The sequence below is a fragment of the Micromonospora sp. NPDC003816 genome, assembly GCF_042874705.1.
In the GTDB taxonomy this organism is placed as follows: Bacteria; Actinomycetota; Actinomycetes; order Mycobacteriales; family Micromonosporaceae; genus Micromonospora.
Window position 1 is genome coordinate 19,797 of sequence record NZ_JBIANP010000018.1, and the last position, 16,480, is coordinate 36,276.

Sequence of the window (16,480 nt, forward strand, 5' to 3'; positions counted from 1 at the left end):
GTCAGCCTCCGGACTGGCGTCGGGCCGCCCGCAACGTCACCTGGTCGGTGACCGCGATCAGCGGGATGGCGAGCAGGACGAAGAGCACCCCGGCCACGATGTACGGCGTGTAGTTGAACGTCTGGGCGGTGGCGATCTGCGCGGCCCGTACCGCGTCGATCGGCCCGGCCAGGGACACCAGCCCGACGTCCTTCTGCAACGCCACCACGTCGTTGAGCAGCGGCGGCGCCACCCGCCGGACCGCCTGCGGCAGCACCACGTGCCGCATCGTCTGCCGATAGGTGAGCCCCAGCGAGCGGGCCGCCGCGAGCTGGCTGGAGTGCACCGACTCGATGCCGGCGCGGAACACCTCGGCCAGGTACCCGCCGTAGGTGAGCACCAGCGCCAACCCGCCCAGCACCAGCACCGGCGGCATGCCCTGCAACCGCAGTCCCGGCACGCCGAGGGTGAGCACGTACAGCACGATGATCAGCGGCAGGCCGCGGAACGTGTACGTGTAGCCCGCCGCGAGCGCCCGGATCGGGAAGAACACCGGCCCGCGCAACGTCCGCAGGACGGCGATCAGCAGCCCGAGCAGCAGTGCGCCGATCGCGCAGCAGACCAGCAGGCGGACGTTGAGCCAGAGCCCGGTGAGCACCCGGGGCAGCGCGTCCCGGGCGATCTCCGGATCGAGGAACGACTCGCGTACCCGGTCCCAGCCCGGTGCCCCGGTCACCGCGACCGCCAGCAGCGTGCCGATCGCCGCCGTGGAGGCGGCGGCGACCAGCACGCTCAGCACGGTCTGCCGGCGGCGGTACGCGTCCCGGGCCCGCTGCGCGGGCGACGGATCGTGGGTGAGGGTGCTCACGTGAGTTCGGGTGCCCCCGCCACCTGGGCGAGCCACTGCTGCTCCAACTGCTTCAGCACACCGTCACCGGAGAGCTGACCGATCGCACCGCTGACGCAGCCGGTCAGCGGGGAGTCCTTGTCCAGCAGCAGCCCGAACGCCTCCGGCGAGCCCACCTGGGGGAACTGCCCGACGATCACCGCGTCGTCGATCTCGGCCGAGGTGATGAAGAACGCGGTGGGCAGATCCACCACCAGCCCGTCGATCTGCCCGTTCTGCAGGGCCTTCTTGGCGTCGTCGTTGCTGTTGTAGACCTGCGGTTCGACGGTCGGCTTCACCAGGTCGGTGATCGCCTGGTAGCTGGTCGTGCCGACCTGGGCGCCGAGCTTGGCGTCGCGCAGGTCGGCCAGGGACTTCTTGCCCGCGATCGGGGACGACTTCAGCGCGATGACCGACTGCCGCACCAGGTAGTACGGCGCGGAGAAGTCCACCGCCCGCTTGCGCTCGTCGGTGATGGAGAACTGGTTGATGTCGAAGTCGAACTCCTTCGGCCCGGGAGCGACGGCGGTCTCGAACTTGACCCGGGTCCAGACCACGTCCGCGCGGGAGTACCCGAGCTTCTCGGCCACCGCGTACGCCACGGCGGACTCGAAACCCTCGCCGTTGTCGGGTTTGTCGTCGACGAACCACGGCTGGTAGGCGGGCTCGTCCGTGGCGATGGTGAGCTTGCCCGGCGTGCGGGTGACCAGGCTCTCCTTGTCGCACGCGGCGGACGCGGTGGGTTGGGGGGCGGGTGCGGATTCGGGCGCGCAGGCGCTGACCGCGAGCAGGACCGAGCCGGCGGCCGCGAGCGCGAGGAGGCGAGGAGTGCTGACCATGGCGCACAGCGTACGACCCGCATCGGCGGACGTCGAAGGGGTGTCCCACCATGTCGGTAGGGAATTCGGGTCCCGCCCAGCGGTCGGCACCGGACCCGTGGTCACGGCGACCGAGGGCGACTGGGAGAATCCGATTCCGTGAAGACGTTCGAGGAGTTGTTCGCCGAGCTGCAGGCCAAGGCCGCCGCCGGCACCCCGGGCTCCGGCACGGTCGCCGCCCTGGAGAAGGGTGTGCACTTCATCGGCAAGAAGGTCGTCGAGGAGGCGGCCGAGTCGTGGATGGCCGCCGAGCACGAGGGGCCCGAGCGCACCGCCGAGGAGATCTCCCAGCTGCTCTACCAGGTCCAGGTCCTGATGCTGGCCAGCGGTCTCGACCTGAAGGACGTCTACCGACATCTGTGAGTGCCCCGCCGTCGACCTCAACCCGATCGAAGGAGCACTCCGTCATGCTGCGTGTCGCCGTACCCAACAAGGGCGCCCTGGCCGAGTCGGCCGCCAAGATGCTGCGCGAGGCGGGCTACCGCCAGCGCACCGACCCCAAGGACCTCGTCTGCCGGGACGAACCCAACGACATCGAGTTCTTCTACCTGCGGCCGAAGGACATCGCCACCTACGTCGGCTCCGGTGACCTGGACGTCGGCATCACCGGCCGGGACCTGCTGATCGACTCCGGCGCGCCGGCCGAGGAGATCGTCGACCTCAACTTCGGGCGGGCCACCTTCCGCTTCGCCGCCCGCCCCGACGACGTCGACGACGTCCGGGAACTCGGCGGCCACCGGATCGCCACCGCGTACCCGGGCCTGGTCGAGCGGCACCTGGCCGAGCTGGGCGTGAAGGCCGAGGTGACCCGGCTCGACGGGGCGGTGGAGAACGCCATCCGGCTCGGCGTCGCCGACGTGGTCGCCGACGTGGTCGAGACCGGCGCCACCCTGCGCCAGGCCGGGCTGGTGGTCTTCGGCGAGCCGCTGCTGCGCTCGTCGGCGGTCCTGGTCCGTCGCGCCGGCGCCACCTCCCACCCGCAGGCCGAGCAGTTGCTGCGCCGGCTGCACGGGGTGCTGGTGGCCCGCCGCTACGTGATGCTCGCCTACGACGTACCAGCCGGTCTGCTGGACCGGGCCAGCTCGCTGACCCCCGGCATCGAGTCGCCGACCGTCTCCCCGCTGCACCGGGAGGGCTGGGTGGCGGTGCAGGCCATGGTGCTCCGCGACGACGTACACCAGATCATGGACGAGCTCTACGACCTAGGCGCCCGAGCGATCCTGGTCACCAACATCCACGCCTGCCGGCTGTGAGACCGCGCCCGGCGGCGCTGGCGCTCGCCCTGGTCACCCTCGGCGGCGTCGCGTCGGCGGCGCAGGGCGCGGTCAACGCCGAGTTGGGGCAGCGGACCGGCAACGCCACCCTGGGCGCGGTCGTCAACAACCTCGGCGGCTGCCTGCTGGTGCTGGTCGGGCTGCTGGTGCTGCCGTCCATGCGGACCGGGCTCGTCGCGCTGCGGCGGGCCCGGATGCCCTGGTGGTCGTACCTCGGCGGGCTGGGCGGCGCGGCCATCGTGGTGCTCGCCGCCTACGCCGTTCCGGTGCTCGGCGTCGCGGTCTTCACCATCGCCCAGGTCGCCGGCAGCAGCATCGGTGGGCTGGCCTCGGACCGGACCGGCCTGGCCCCGGTGGGCCGGCTGCCGCTCACCCCGCCCCGGGTCGCCGGGGCGCTGCTCGGGGTGGCCGCGGTGGCGCTGGCCCAGACCGGTCGACCCGTCGGTGACCTGGCCGTCGGCGTGCTCCTGCTCGCCGTGCTCGGCGGTGTCGCCGTCGCGTTGCAGGCCGCGCTCAACGGCCGGATCTCCGCCGCCGGTTCGGCCGCCGCCGGGGTCGCGGTCAACTTCGTCGTGAGTACGCCGGCGGTGCTGCTCGTCGCCGCACTGGCCGGCGCCTTCACCGGCCCGTCCGTGAGTTGGCCGAGCGGTTGGCACCTCTACACCGGCGGCCTGCTCGGCGTCGGCATCGTCGCCGCCCTGGTGATCGGCGTCCGCGCGGCCGGCGTCCTGCGTACCGGCCTGGCCCTGGTCGGCGGCCAACTCGTCGGCGCCCTGCTCCTGGACGTGCTGCTGCCGCAGGGCCCCGGCGCCCGGCTACCGGTCCTGGCCGGTGCCGTGCTCACGCTGCTCGCCGTCCTGGTCGCCGGCCGAGGCCCCCGCGCCGCCACCGCCCCCGCCACCGGCACCCCGCCTCCGCCCCCGGCTCCACGTGCCTTCCCGGTCGCCGACGTCGGGACCGGTGGGGACGACGGTGTGGTCCGTGTGGCGCCGGACGACGTGCCGGGCCGGATGGCAAACTGGGGACATGAGTGAGCGGCGGGACGCGACGCAGGTCAGTGCCGGCACGAGCGAACGCGAGCCGGCGGACGGCACCGAGCGGATCCGCCTGCGACCGCGCCGCATCCGGCTGGTCTGTTGGATCTCGGCAGCCGTACTCGTCGTCGTCTTCGCGCTGATCGCCACCACGCTGACCGGCCCGACCGGCAACGGCTACGGCAGCTTCCAGCGCGGCGACCAGTTCGCCATGATCGGGCTCGGCGTCCTCTTCGCCCTCGGCACACTGCTGTTCACCCGCCCCCGGGTCGAGGCGGACGCCCACCGCATCCGGGTCCGCAACATCATCGGCTCGTACGAGCTGCCCTGGGAGGTCGTCCGCGGCGTACGCTTCGACCGCGGCGCACCGTGGGCCGCCCTGGAGCTCTACGACGACGACCTGCTGCCCGTGGTCGCCCTCCAGGCCGCCGACAAGCAACTCGCCGTCGACGGAGTCCGTGCCCTGCGTCGCCTGCACCAGGCGCACCTGACCGCCGTCGCCGACCGCGCCACCCGCTGACCCGCCCCCACCTCCGTCCCGACCGGTCCCCGGCCAGCCCCAGCCCAACGTCGACCGGACCGCAACGCCGCCGGTCGCTGTCGAGCTGAGGGCGTCGACGGATCGCCTCGTCTTCGGTTCATGGGTGATGGCGTCGACGGTTCAGGTCGATAGGGCGGGGTCCGAGTGACTGTTCGTCGTGCCCTTTGGAGCTGAGGGCGTCAACGGGTCGCTGCGTCCTCGGTTCTTGGCGATGGCGTCGACGGTTCAGCTCGACAGGGCGCGAACTCGGGTTCCTGACCGTGGCGCCGGCGGGGGAGTGCACCAGTCCCGGCACGGGAGGAGCCAGCGCACGGGCAAGCCGGCACAGGGGCGGGTCGGTTTGGGGGCCCGGTTACCCGGGGTGTAGTGTGGTCGAGTCGACCAGGCTGTCCGCGTTGCGCGGGCGGCCATGAAAGTGGGGCGCCTGCTCCCACCCGAGTCGCCGACTACGGCGGCCGGGTCCGGTCTCCGGTTCCGGGCATGTCCCGGGCCGGGATGCGCGATCCTGTGATCGTGCCGACCGGTCGAGCGGGCCCTGGCATGTGCCGGGGCCTTCTGCTTTCCGGGTCGGCTCCCAACCGGGAGCCGCAGGGTCGGACACGCATGAAGAACCGACTCGAGGAGGCCCCATCAGCGTCGAACCACGCGTGAACGAGCAGATCCGGGCACGTGAGGTCCGACTGGTCGGCCCCGAGGGTGAGCAGGTGGGCATCGTCCCGCTGGAGCGCGCCCTTCAGCTGGCCGCGGACGTCGATCTGGACCTGGTCGAGGTTGCGCCCATGGCGCGCCCGCCGGTGTGCAAGCTCATGGACTTCGGCAAGTTCAAGTACGAGAGCGCACTCAAGGCGCGCGAAGCGCGGCGTAACCAGCAGCAGACCGTCATCAAGGAGATGAAGCTCCGGCCGAAGATCGATCCGCACGACTACGAGACCAAGAAGGGTCACGTGGTGCGGTTCCTCAAGGCCGGCGACAAGGTCAAGGTGACGATCATGTTCCGCGGTCGCGAGCAGAGCCGCCCGGAGCTGGGTTACCGGCTCCTGCGCCGGCTCGAGAGCGAGATCTCGGAGCTGGGGTACGTCGAGGCCGCTCCCAAGCAGGACGGTCGAAACATGATCATGGTGCTCGCGCCGCACCGCGCCACCAAGGCCGCCGCGGTCGCCGCGGTCGCCTCCCGGGGCGGGGCGCCCCGGGACCGGGCAGCGGATGAGTCCGCCGCGCCGGAGGCCGGCGAGACCGCAGCAGCCGGTGACACCGGCACCGTCGCCGACAACAGCGGCGAGTAACAGGGGAGAAGACGTTCCACATGCCGAAGATGAAGAGCCACACGGGGACGGGCAAGCGGGTTCGCGTGACCGCCAAGGGCAAGATCATGAAGCAGCAGGCCGGTCTGCGTCACAACCTGGAGAAGAAGCCCTCCACCCGTACCCGGCGGCTGACGGGCCTGGTCGAGGTCGCCAAGTCCGACGTCAAGCGCCTCAAGAAGCTGCTCGGCCGCTGACGCGCGCCAACCTGAGTCCAAGAAGGAGTTGAGATGGCACGCGTCAAGCGGGCTGTGAATGCCCAGAAGAAGCGTCGTACCCTGCTGGAGACCGCGAGCGGTTACCGCGGTCAGCGCTCCCGGCTGTACCGCAAGGCCAAGGAGCAGGTGCTGCACTCGATGCAGTACGCCTACCGGGACCGCCGCGACCGCAAGGGCGACTTCCGGCAGCTGTGGATCCAGCGGATCAACGCGGGTGCCCGTGCCAACGGGATGACCTACAACCGCCTGATCCAGGGCCTCCGCCTGGCCGGCATCGAGGTCGACCGCAAGATCCTGGCCGACATGGCGGTCCACGACGCTTCGTCGTTCGCGGCGATCGTCGAGCTGGCCCGGGCCGCGGTCAAGGCCGAGGGCACCGGCGGCGCGCCGGCTCAGGCCGCCTGATCCCCGCACAACGCAGTGAGGCGTCCCCACGACCGGGGGCGCCTCGCGCGTGTGTGGTGAGGACGAGATGACCTTCACGCCGCGTACCCCCAGGGTGGTCGCCGCCCGCCGACTTCAGCGCCGCCGGGACCGCGAGGCCACCGGCCGGTTCCTGGCCGAGGGGCCGCAGGCGGTCCGCGAGGCACTCGCCCGCCCGCGTACGGTCCGCGAGCTGTTCGGCACGCCGACCGCTCTCGACCGGTACGCCGACCTCGCGGCAGCCGCGGCCCGCGACGACGTACCCGTCTCCGAGGTGACCGAGGAGGCGCTCGCCGCGCTCGCCGAGACCGTCGCGCCGCAGGGCCTGGTCGCCGTCTGCGAGCACGTCGACGTACCCCTGGAGACCGCTCTGGCCGGACGGCCGCGCCTGGTCGCGGTCCTCGCCGGTATCCGTGACCCGGGCAACGCCGGCACCGTGCTGCGGACCGCCGACGCGGCCGGGGCCGCCGTGGTGGTCTTCGCCGGGGAGGCGGTCGACCCGTACAACGGCAAGTGTGTCCGCTCCTCGGCCGGCAGCCTGTTCCACGTCGACGTGGTCCGCGAACGCGACCCCGCCGAGGTGGTCGACGCGGTGCGGTCCGCCGGGCTGACCGTGCTCGCCGCCACCGGGCACGGCGCCGACGACCTCGACGACCTGGCCGACGCCGGTCGGCTCGCCGCGCCCACGGCCTGGCTGTTCGGCTCCGAGGCGCACGGCCTCCCCGCCGAGCTGGCCGGGGCCGCCGACGCCCGGGTCCGGGTGCCGCTGCACGGGCGGGCGGAGAGCCTCAACCTGGCTGCGGCGGCGGCCGTCTGCCTGTACGCTTCGGCGAGAGCACAGCGCTGACCTCCGGTCAGGCGCACCGCACGAGACGGCACCGCACGAGACATGCCGTGCGACCAGACTCAGCACGAGGAGAGCGGCCCCCATGGTGAACGCGACCGGGCGTTCCTTTAGCCAGCCCGCCGGTGTCGGCGGGCGGCGGGCCTGACCTGCTCCCCACGCGACTCCCACCGGCGGGCTGCGGCGTAGCCGCGCGTCCGTAGACTCGCTTCGCCGCCCGTGAGGGCCGGCACCGCCGTGAGGGAGTGCCCGTACGCCATGAGCTACCGCAACGATCCGTACGACCCGAAGCAGGTCGCCCTGCTCGACCCGGCCGCCCTGGCCGAGGCCGTGTCCGAGGCCGAGAAGGCGTTCGCCGCCGCCGGTGACCCCGACGCGCTGGCCGTGGTGCGCCCGGCGCACCTCGGTGACCGCGCCCCGGTCTCGCTGGCCCGCCGGGAGATCGGCGCCCTGCCGCCGGCCGCCAAGTCCGACGCCGGCAAACGGGTCAACGAGGCCCGCCGCGCCATCGAGCAGGCCCACGCCGCCCGCGCCGAGGTGCTGGAGCGCGAACAGGCCGAGCGGGTGCTGGTGGAGGAGCGCGTCGACGTGACGTTGCCCCACGACCGGCGGCCGCGCGGCTCCCGACACCCGGTCAGCCTGGTGACCGAGCAGATCAGCGATCTGTTCGTCGGGATGGGCTACGAGGTGGCCGAGGGCCCCGAGGTCGAGTTGGAGTGGACCAACTTCGACGCGTTGAACATCGGGCCGGACCACCCGGCGCGCGGTCTGATGGACACCTTCCACATCGCACCCGCCACGGAGTCCGGGCTGGTCCTGCGGACCCACACCTCGCCGGTGCAGGCGCGGACCATGCTGACCCGCAAGCCGCCGATCTATGTGGTCGTGCCCGGCCGGGTCTATCGCACCGACGAGTTGGACGCCACCCACGCGCCCGTCTTCCACCAGGTCGAGGGCCTGGTGGTGGACAAGGGCATCACCATGGCCCACCTGCGCGGCACCCTGGACCACTTCGCCCAGGCGATGTTCGGCGCGGGGGCGCGGACCCGCTTCCGGCCGCACTACTTCCCGTTCACCGAGCCGTCGGCCGAGTTCGACGTCTGGTTCCCGGAGCACCGCGACGGCCCCCGGTGGGTGGAGTGGGGCGGCTGCGGCATGGTCAACCCCCGGGTGTTGCGCGCCTGCGGCATCGACCCGGAGGTCTACTCGGGGTTCGCCTTCGGCATGGGCATCGACCGCACGGTGATGTTCCGGCACGGGGTCAGCGACATGCGGGACATGGCCGAAGGCGACGTGCGGTTCACCCGCGCGTTCGGGGCCGGTGTGTAGGGCGACGGGTACGAGTCACGGAGACGGTGGTCACAAGTCATGCGAGTTTCTGTCAGTTGGCTGCGGGAGTACGTCGATCTCCCGGCCGACCTGCCCGCCGCCGACCTGGAGCGGGCCCTGGTCGACCTCGGTATCGAGGTCGAGTCGATCGTGGACCTGGCCGACACGGTCCAGGGGGCGCTGGTGGTCGGTGAGGTCCTCGATATCGAGGAGCTGACCGGCTTCAAGAAGCCGATCCGGTTCTGCCGGGTCGACGTCGGGGCCGCCAACGGCACCGGCGAGCCGCAGGAGATCGTCTGCGGGGCGCGCAACTTCGCCCCCGGCGACCGGGTGGTGGTGATCCTGCCCGGCGGCGTCCTGCCGGGTGGCTTCGCGATCGGCGCCCGCAAGACGTACGGGCGCAACTCCAACGGCATGATCTGCTCGGAGCGTGAGCTGGGCCTCGGCGACGACCACGACGGCATCGTGGTGCTGCCCGAGGGCACCGCCGGCAAGCCCGGCGACGACGCCCGCCCGATGGTCGGCCTCGACGACGTCGTGGTCGAGGTGGAGATCACCCCGGACCGGGGCTACCAGATGTCGCTGCGGGGGCTGGCCCGTGAGTTGGCGCTCGCCCTCGGGGTGAACTTCCGGGATCCCGGTCTGGTGCCCGCGCCGGCCGGCACCGCCGACCCGGCGTACCCGGTCGAGGTCCGGGACACGGTCGGCTGCGACCGGTTCGCGGCCCGGCTGGTGCGCGGCGTGGACCCGACCGCACCGAGCCCCGAGTGGATGCAGCGGCGGCTCACCCTCGCCGGCATCCGCACCATCTCCCTGCCGGTCGACATCACCAACTACGTGATGTTGGAAACCGGCCAGCCGATGCACGCCTTCGACGCGGACCGGATCACCGGTGCGCTGGTGGTTCGACGGGCCGAGGCGGGCGAGAAGCTGACCACGCTCGACGGGGTGACCCGGGTCCTCGCGCCGGAGGACATGGTCATCTGCGACACCGGGGCGCCGAACCCGCTCGCCGGCGAGGGCGTGCCGATCTCGCTCGCCGCCGTGATGGGCGGCGAGACCAGCGAGGTGGTGCCCGGCACCGTCAACGTGCTGTTCGAGGCCGCGCACTGGGACCCGGTGATGGTCGGGCGCACCGCCCGCCGGCACAAGCTGTTCAGCGAGGCCGCCAAGCGGTGGGAGCGGGGCGTCGACCCGGCCCTGCCGCTGGTCGCGCTGGACCGCGCGGTGCGGCTGCTCACCGAGTACGCGGGCGGCACCGTCGCCGACGAGGTGCTGGACATCGACCACGTCGCACCGCGTACGCCGGTGGTGCTGCCGGTCGACCTGCCCACCCGGCGGGTCGGCGTGGAGTACCCGCCGGCCCGGGTGGTGGCCCTGCTGGAGCAGGTCGGGTGCACCGTCGCCCGGGGTGCCGACCGGCTCGCCGAGGACGCGGGCGAGGTGGGTGCCGTCGGCGGTGTCGAGGCGCTCAGCGTCACCCCGCCCACCTGGCGGCCCGACCTGACCGATCCGGCCGACCTGGTCGAGGAGGTGGCCCGCCTCGACGGGTACGACAAGGTGCCGTCGGTGTTGCCGACCGCGCCGCCCGGGCGGGGGTTGACCGCGCGGCAGCGCCGTCACCGCGCGGTGTGCCGCTCGCTTGCCGAACGCGGCTTCGTCGAGGTGCTGGCGCACCCGTTCGTGGCGACCGAGCTGGCCGACCAGCTCGGGCTGCCCGCCGACGACCCGCGTCGCCAGGCGGTCCGGTTGGCCAACCCGCTCTCCGAGGAGGAGCCGCTGCTGCGGACCACGCTGCTCGGCCCGCTGCTCGGCATCGTCCGCCGCAACCTCGGTCGTGGTCTGCGTGACCTGGCGCTCTACGAGACCGGCGCGGTCTTCCGCGCGCGTCCGGGTGCCGGCCGACCGCCGGTCATGGGCGTCGACCGGCGGCCCACCGACGAGGAGTTCGCCGCCGCCGACGCGGTCGTCCCGGACCAGCCCCGGCACGTCGCGGTCGTGTTGACCGGTGACGTCGAGCCGGCCGGCTGGTGGGGTGCGGGTCGGGCGGCCGGCTGGGCGGACGCCGTGGAGGCGGGTCGGGCGGTGCTGGCCGCCGCCGGGGTGCCGCAGGACAGCATCGAGGTGCGGGCCGCCGAGTACGCCCCCTGGCACCCCGGCCGGTGCGCCGCGTTGCTGGTGGACGGCACGGTGGTCGGCCACGCCGGTGAACTGCACCCGACGGTGCTCGCCACGCTGGAGTTGCCCCGCCGGACCAGCGCCATGGAGCTGGACCTGGACGCGCTGCCGGAGGCGCCGGTGGCGCTCGCGCCGACGGTGTCCGGCTTCCCGCCGGCGCTGATCGACGTGGCGTTGGTGGTGGACGAGTCGGTCCCGGCGGAGGCGGTGCGGCAGGCTCTCACCGAGGGCGCCGGCACCCTGCTGGAATCGGTGCGGCTGTTCGACGTGTACGCCTCCGAGCAGGTGGGCGCGGGCCGCAAGTCGTTGGCCTACAAGCTGACCTTCCGCGCACCGGACCGGACGCTGACCGTCGAGGAGGCGGTGGCCGCAAGGGACGCCGCGGTGGCCCGCGCCGCCGAGCGTTACCACGCCACCCTGCGCGGCGCCTGACGCGCATGTAAGGAGGGGTCCCCTGCTAACGCCTCGTGCATAGCAGGGGACCCCTCCTAACATCCGGGGTGTGCTCCGGTCAGTTCTCGTCGTCGAGGCGACCGAGGGCGCGCAGCCCGTCCAGGTCGCGGACGGTCATCCGCCGATAGTCCGTGTCCACCAGGCCCTCGTTGCGCAACTCGCGGAGACTCTTCTGGATCGAGGTCTCGGAGGCGCCGCAGATGGTGGCCAGCTCCGACTGGGTCAGCCGGACGTCGATGACGACCCCGCCGGCCGCCTGCCGACCGTGGGTGCGGGACAGCTCCGCCACCACCCTGGCCACCCGGATGGTCACCGGGTAGGAGGTGAAGTCGATCCGCCGCCGGTTCGACCACCGCAGCCGGTCGGAGACCATCGCGGCGAGTTCGAGCGCGGCGTCGGGATGGCCCTTCAGGAACGTACGGAACCGGTCGGACGGGATCACGCAGTACCGGGCGGGCCCGCAGGCGGTGACGGTCGCCGAGCGTGGCTGGTCGTTGAGCGCCGACATCTCCCCGATCAGGTCGCCCCCGACCCGCAGGGACAGCAGCGCGGTTCGTCCGTCGGCCAGCGCAGCGGTGACCTTCGTCAGGCCCTCCTCGATGAGGATCAGGTGGGACTCCCGCAGGCCTTCGTGGATCAGGATCTGGCCGGCCGGCACCCGGCGACGGACCCCGAGTTCGAGAAGGGCGGCGCGTACGGGAGGACCCAGTCGTTGAAGAAAGGTGCCGTGAGGCCACTCCGGAATCTGGGGTGGATCTCGCCGCATCAAGGCTCCCAATCTGCTTAGCCAACGACAGCGGTCGAAGCGTAGCCGGTCGCCTACAATCTTCGGCGCCCACCGGAACAGAGCCGCTGTGAGCAGGTATCCGACCAGCAGACCGAGGGTAGGCAGCAACTCCAGATCCAGCCCCAGGAACAGGTCGATCGGAACTGTCCACATACGGCGAGTACACCGCCCGGAGCTGGCCGGAATGCCCGCTCAGGACGGAATGACGGTTGGTCGACAACCCCTGTGATGCCGTACTTCTACGGGGTCTGCGCCCGTCGCCACGGCTTGGATGTCCCCTGGTGCCAGGACCGGCAGGGTGTGGTGACGAAGGGGTGACGACATGAGACATCCAGAACGGCGGATGCTGATCTGCGTGGACATGGAGCGCTACAGCGGGCGCGGTAACGTCCAGCAGTACGAGGCGCAGCAGGACTTCCACCGACTGCTGCGGGAAACGGCCGAGGAGGTGGGCCTGCGACGGGAAGACTGGAGGACGCAGCAGTCCGGTGACGGAGAACTGGCGATCCTGCCCCGCGAGCTTCCCGAGGCACACCTGATCGGTCGGTTCGTGCCGGAGCTGAACCGTCGACTGCGTCGCTACAACGCCAGTCGCCTCCCGGCGGCCCGCATCCGGCTGCGGATCGCGGTGCACCAGGGCATGGTGCACCTGGACGGCGCCAACGGCTTTCCCGGTCAGGCGGTCGTACTGGTGAGCAGGCTCTGCGACGCCGCACCGGTACGCCGTGCGCTGGCCGCGTTCCCGGACGCCGGGATCGCGCTGGTGGTCTCCTCGGACATCTATCGCGACGTGGTCACCGAGTATCCCGAGCAGATCCGCCCGGACCGCTTCAAGCGGATCGACGTGCGCATCCCGGACAAGCAGTTCCAGGCTCAGGGGTGGCTCTGCGTCGTGGATGAGGACGTCGCCTCGTGGGTGGGGGACGAGTCGCCGGAGGTGTCCGGTGGGGTGAGCGAGCCCAGGCTGGAAGAGGAGAGGCGGGGCGGCTACCCCGCGTACCGTGCCCCGGATCCGGTGGCCGGCGGAATCCGTACCGGTGACATCCGTGTCGACGGCCAGAACGCGGTGGGACACGGCGCCATGGCGATCGGTTCGGTGGGCCGGGACGTCCATCTCCGTCCTGGTACGGACCGATGACCGACCCGAACCCGCAGTCGGCTCCGCACGACTCCGTGACCGGCACCGTCCCGGACACGCCGCAGTCCGCGCCGCCGAGTGGTGAGACACCAGCGCCCCACGACGGACCGGCACCGGAGGCCGGTGCGGGCACGTCGGGGCCGGCCGAGCCGGCCGGGCCGGAGGAGCCGGAGGACGTCGAGGAGCCACTGGATCCCGGCGATGTGCTGCGCCGACTCGCGGGTCTGCTCGGCGGCGTCGCCGGCGTCGAGGTGGGCGACGTCCTCGTCCGGGGACAGAACGCCACCGGACACGGTGCGATGGCGATCGGCACGGTCAACGTCACCGCGACGGCAGCGCAGGCGGGCCGGGTCTGGTCCGAGACGCTCAGCGCGACAATCGTCCGGGACGTGGTCCACGGCTACGCCCCGGCCGTCACTGACCAGCAGCTCGACCGGGTACTGAAGCAACGCCACGTGGTGTGCTTGTCCGGCCCTGCCGGCAGTGGGCGTTTCACCTCGGCGCTGGTCGGAGCCGCCCGCCGGCACGGTCTCGACCGGGTCGGCGTACTCGGTGTCGCGCAGCCCGCCGACCTGCTCGGTGGTGCGACGGGCCCCCGGTCGGGGTGCGGGTACGTGCTGCGGCTCACCGACGAGGCGGTGCGCGGCGTCGACGGTTACACGTTGGTCCAGTTGGCGTCGCGGGCCGAGTCCGAGGGGGTGACGCTGCTGCTGGTCGGTGACTTCTCCCGACGTGCCCGGGACCTTGGCGGGCACGTCATCGAGCATCGACCGGCGCCGGCCGGGGACGTGTTCCGCGCTCGGCTGCGACGGGAGTTGGCCGGACGCTGCGTCGGTTTCTGCGCCGACCGCTGCGACGGGGAGTGCCTGGAGCGTTACGTGGACGAGGAGTGCGCCCGCCATCCGCTGCTCGCCACCTATCTCGCCGCCGAGCCTCGGTCGCGCGAGGTGGTGCCGGTGGTCGAGGCGATCGCCCGGACGCTGCCCCGTGCCGGCCAGCTCACCGAGCGGCTGGCGCAGCTGCTTCCCCAGCAGCTCCGGGAGCGCGCCGCGCGCATCCTGGATCCGCAGGACGGTGCCGGCATCCCGGTGGGCTGGTCCGGCGAACAGGTACGTGCGTTCCGACTCTCCTGTGTGGTGTTGGCGGGGCTGTCGACAGCGGAGATCCGGTTCGCCGCCGGCCGGCTGGTGGCGGCCGACGCGCCGGAGCGTCCGCCGGGGGCTCCCGTGCCGGAGCGGTCACCGGCGACGGCGGTACGGCTGCGGGGCACCGCGCTCGACGATCTGCTCGGGGCCACCCTGCGTGCCGCCGTGGTGGTGGAGCCGGCCGACGGATGGGCCGTCGGTGGGGTACGGGTGCAGTTCGCGACGGGCAGCGAGGATCTGCGGTCGGCCGTGCTCGACGTCGCGTGGGCCGAGTGGTGGCCGCCGGAGGTCCTGCTCGGCTGGCTCGCGGACATGGTCCGTACCGACCTGCCGGAGGTGCGGCAGGCCGCGGCGGGGGCGATCGGTTGGTCTGCCGGCCGGGACGTCCGGGCGGCTCTGGACGCCGTGCGGGACCTGGCCCGGGACCGGCGAGCCGGGGTTCGGCAGGCCGCCGCGATCATCCTGGTCGCGATGGCACTGCAGCCTCGCCTGCGTCAGCGGGTACGGGTCGAGTTGGACGGCTGGGCCGCCGGAACGGCCGCGCACCTGCGGGACACCGTGGCCCGAGCCCACGAACTGGGGTTGGCCCGTCTCTGGCCGGACGCGGCCCTGGTCCAACTGCGGATGGTCGCGTCGGCGCGGATGCAGCGGTGGAACAACTCGGTGTCACGCGGGCTGGTCGAGGTGTACCAGGGCGGGAACGCCGCCGCGCTCGTCCCCGACCTGGCCGGATGGACCCGTTCGAGCGATCGGGAGGTGCGGCTGCACGCCGCGAGGACCCTCCGGGTGCTGGCGGAACGGTGGGCGCCGGCACCCCGGGAGCAGTGGCCGGAACTGCTGGACCTGGCCCGGGCGGAGATCGTGTCCCCGCATGACCTGGCCGAGCTCTGGGCGACGGCGTTGAGCCTCCCGGAGACGGCGTACCGCGCCTGGCGGACGCTCGGTTTCTGGCTGGACCGGGCCGACGGGCAGCCGGAGGTCGCCGGCCACGTACTGGCGCTGCTGCGGCTCGTGGTGGCCGGACGGCCTCCGCTGCGCCGCCGGCTCGACCACCAGTTGCGTCATGTGTGGCGTCCCGTCATGCCGCGCAAGCCGCTACTCGACGATGTCGAACGACTGATTCGTGAGGACAGCCGATGACCACTGCATCCCCGGGGAACACGCCCACGCACCATGCCGTACCGCGTCAGCCGGAGCGCTCGTGGTGGCAGCGCATCTTCTCGCCGATGCCCGTTGCGCCAGTGCCTGTGCCGAGGCCCGCGCCGGTGCGGGTGACCTTCCGGCAGGACGTACCGAGACCGATGCTGGTGCCGGCCAAGGGGGACGCCTTCGACTTCTGCCTGTACGTGGCCTACCTGTGGACGGCGTCGAACATGCCCTTCGAGGAGCTGCAGATGCGTGCCGAGGGTCTGCTGCCGTGGGCGCGGAGCATCGTCCGGGAGCGCGTGATCGACCTTGCCCGCGAGTACGAGCCGCACCGGGCCCACGATCTGGAGCGGGCGCTGAACAACGTGTTGATGCACCAGCGGTGGCCGCAGGAGCAGGGCCAGCTGCCGCAGTTCGGGGTGCGTATCCGGGTCAGCCCGGAGGATCGGGTGCGCGAAAGACTCCGTCCGTACTGGGAGGAGCGGATCAGGCTGGAGTGCGACCACGAACTGCAGAAGATCCGGGCTCGCCAGGCCGACGAGTTGACTCGCCGGTGGGGCACGGTGCTGCGTGACCTCGAGGACGACCCGGTCACCGCCCACGCGGCGGCCCTGGCCGGGGAACAGTTCGCCGATATCTTCCGGCGCTACGTCGAGGAGCGTCGGGGCAGCGTGCCGGACCTGGTGCGGCTGCTCCGCGAGGCGGTCAAGGGGCACAGCGACCTTGCTCTCGGGCCGTCCGAGTACACGCAGGCGTGGGATCTGGCACTGCGCACGTATGAGCGGCAGCACGGGTTGTCCGAGCAGGTCAACTGAAGCGTCAGGGCGCTCGTAGAGATGTTAGGAAGGGTCCCCTCCTATGCATGAGGCGTTAGGAGGGGACCCTTCCTTGCATCCGGTCCTTGCATCCGGGCAGAGATCGGCCGA

The 16,480-nt window shown here is 72.3% G+C and carries 16 protein-coding genes; 13 read left to right on the plus strand and 3 right to left on the minus strand.

Translation table 11 applies throughout. The features are described from left to right. Position 1 precedes the first annotated feature (1 nt). Together ACFYTT_RS29815 and ACFYTT_RS29820 are read right to left on the minus strand one after the other, a co-directional pair. Positions 2–847 (minus strand): amino acid ABC transporter permease, encoded by an 846-nt coding sequence (locus ACFYTT_RS29815; protein WP_131052967.1) that lies wholly within the window; start codon positions 845–847, stop codon positions 2–4. Next, on the minus strand, positions 844–1,704 hold the full coding sequence (locus tag ACFYTT_RS29820) for an ABC transporter substrate-binding protein (RefSeq protein ID WP_387264201.1): 861 nt from the start codon (positions 1,702–1,704) through the stop codon (positions 844–846). Before ACFYTT_RS29820 ends, ACFYTT_RS29815 begins: the two co-directional genes overlap by 4 nt. Positions 1,705–1,824: 120 nt before the next feature. Between ACFYTT_RS29820 and ACFYTT_RS29825 the strand changes: the two genes are divergently transcribed. The 10 genes from ACFYTT_RS29825 (at position 1,825) to pheT (ending at position 11,317) form a co-directional block, all read left to right on the plus strand. Continuing rightward, positions 1,825–2,106 carry a phosphoribosyl-ATP diphosphatase gene (locus ACFYTT_RS29825; protein ID WP_387264270.1) on the plus strand — a complete coding sequence of 94 codons (282 nt, stop codon included), beginning with the start codon at positions 1,825–1,827 and terminating at the stop codon, positions 2,104–2,106. A 44-nt stretch (positions 2,107–2,150) separates the two neighbouring features. Then, positions 2,151–2,996 (plus strand): ATP phosphoribosyltransferase, encoded by an 846-nt coding sequence (gene hisG / locus ACFYTT_RS29830; RefSeq protein WP_131052965.1) that lies wholly within the window; start codon positions 2,151–2,153, stop codon positions 2,994–2,996. Then, a complete protein-coding gene (locus ACFYTT_RS29835) occupies positions 2,993–4,051 on the plus strand; it encodes a DMT family transporter (RefSeq protein ID WP_387264204.1) in 1,059 nt (352 codons plus the stop codon). Before hisG ends, ACFYTT_RS29835 begins: the two co-directional genes overlap by 4 nt. Continuing rightward, positions 4,044–4,571: a PH domain-containing protein gene (locus ACFYTT_RS29840; protein WP_131052963.1), complete on the plus strand. Its 528-nt coding sequence runs from the start codon at positions 4,044–4,046 to the stop codon at positions 4,569–4,571. Before ACFYTT_RS29835 ends, ACFYTT_RS29840 begins: the two co-directional genes overlap by 8 nt. Before the next feature lie 668 nt (positions 4,572–5,239). After that, the gene (infC, locus tag ACFYTT_RS29845) at positions 5,240–5,875 is read left to right on the plus strand and encodes a translation initiation factor IF-3 (protein WP_131052962.1); all 636 of its coding nucleotides are present in this window, start codon (positions 5,240–5,242) and stop codon (positions 5,873–5,875) included. A gap of 20 nt (positions 5,876–5,895) precedes the next feature. After that, positions 5,896–6,090 (plus strand): 50S ribosomal protein L35, encoded by a 195-nt coding sequence (gene rpmI, locus ACFYTT_RS29850; protein WP_131052961.1) that lies wholly within the window; start codon positions 5,896–5,898, stop codon positions 6,088–6,090. A gap of 33 nt (positions 6,091–6,123) precedes the next feature. Next, positions 6,124–6,516, plus strand: coding sequence for a 50S ribosomal protein L20 (rplT, locus tag ACFYTT_RS29855; RefSeq protein ID WP_131052960.1), 393 nt, complete (start codon positions 6,124–6,126; stop codon positions 6,514–6,516). Positions 6,517–6,583: 67 nt separating this feature from the next. After that, on the plus strand, positions 6,584–7,381 hold the full coding sequence (locus ACFYTT_RS29860) for an RNA methyltransferase (RefSeq protein WP_131052959.1): 798 nt from the start codon (positions 6,584–6,586) through the stop codon (positions 7,379–7,381). A 255-nt stretch (positions 7,382–7,636) separates the two neighbouring features. Then, the gene (gene pheS / locus ACFYTT_RS29865; RefSeq protein WP_131052958.1) at positions 7,637–8,707 is read left to right on the plus strand and encodes a phenylalanine--tRNA ligase subunit alpha; all 1,071 of its coding nucleotides are present in this window, start codon (positions 7,637–7,639) and stop codon (positions 8,705–8,707) included. 39 nt (positions 8,708–8,746) lie between these two features. Then, on the plus strand, positions 8,747–11,317 hold the full coding sequence (pheT, locus tag ACFYTT_RS29870; RefSeq protein ID WP_387264209.1) for a phenylalanine--tRNA ligase subunit beta: 2,571 nt from the start codon (positions 8,747–8,749) through the stop codon (positions 11,315–11,317). Positions 11,318–11,396: 79 nt separating this feature from the next. Here pheT and ACFYTT_RS29875 read toward each other — a convergent pair whose 3' ends face one another. Further along, entirely contained in the window at positions 11,397–11,996 is a 600-nt protein-coding gene (locus ACFYTT_RS29875; protein WP_254876776.1) for a Crp/Fnr family transcriptional regulator, read from the minus strand. A gap of 451 nt (positions 11,997–12,447) precedes the next feature. Here ACFYTT_RS29875 and ACFYTT_RS29880 point away from each other — a divergent pair, with 451 nt between their 5' ends. The 3 genes from ACFYTT_RS29880 to ACFYTT_RS29890 are packed head-to-tail and all read left to right on the plus strand — an operon-like array spanning position 12,448 to position 16,369. Continuing rightward, positions 12,448–13,263, plus strand: a complete 816-nt coding sequence (locus ACFYTT_RS29880) for a hypothetical protein (RefSeq protein ID WP_387264212.1) — start codon at positions 12,448–12,450, stop codon at positions 13,261–13,263. Further along, a complete protein-coding gene (locus ACFYTT_RS29885) occupies positions 13,260–15,548 on the plus strand; it encodes a hypothetical protein (protein ID WP_387264214.1) in 2,289 nt (762 codons plus the stop codon). The genes ACFYTT_RS29880 and ACFYTT_RS29885 overlap by 4 nt, the downstream gene beginning before the upstream one ends. After that, positions 15,545–16,369 (plus strand): hypothetical protein, encoded by an 825-nt coding sequence (locus ACFYTT_RS29890; RefSeq protein ID WP_254876777.1) that lies wholly within the window; start codon positions 15,545–15,547, stop codon positions 16,367–16,369. The genes ACFYTT_RS29885 and ACFYTT_RS29890 overlap by 4 nt, the downstream gene beginning before the upstream one ends. Positions 16,370–16,480: the final 111 nt, after the last annotated feature.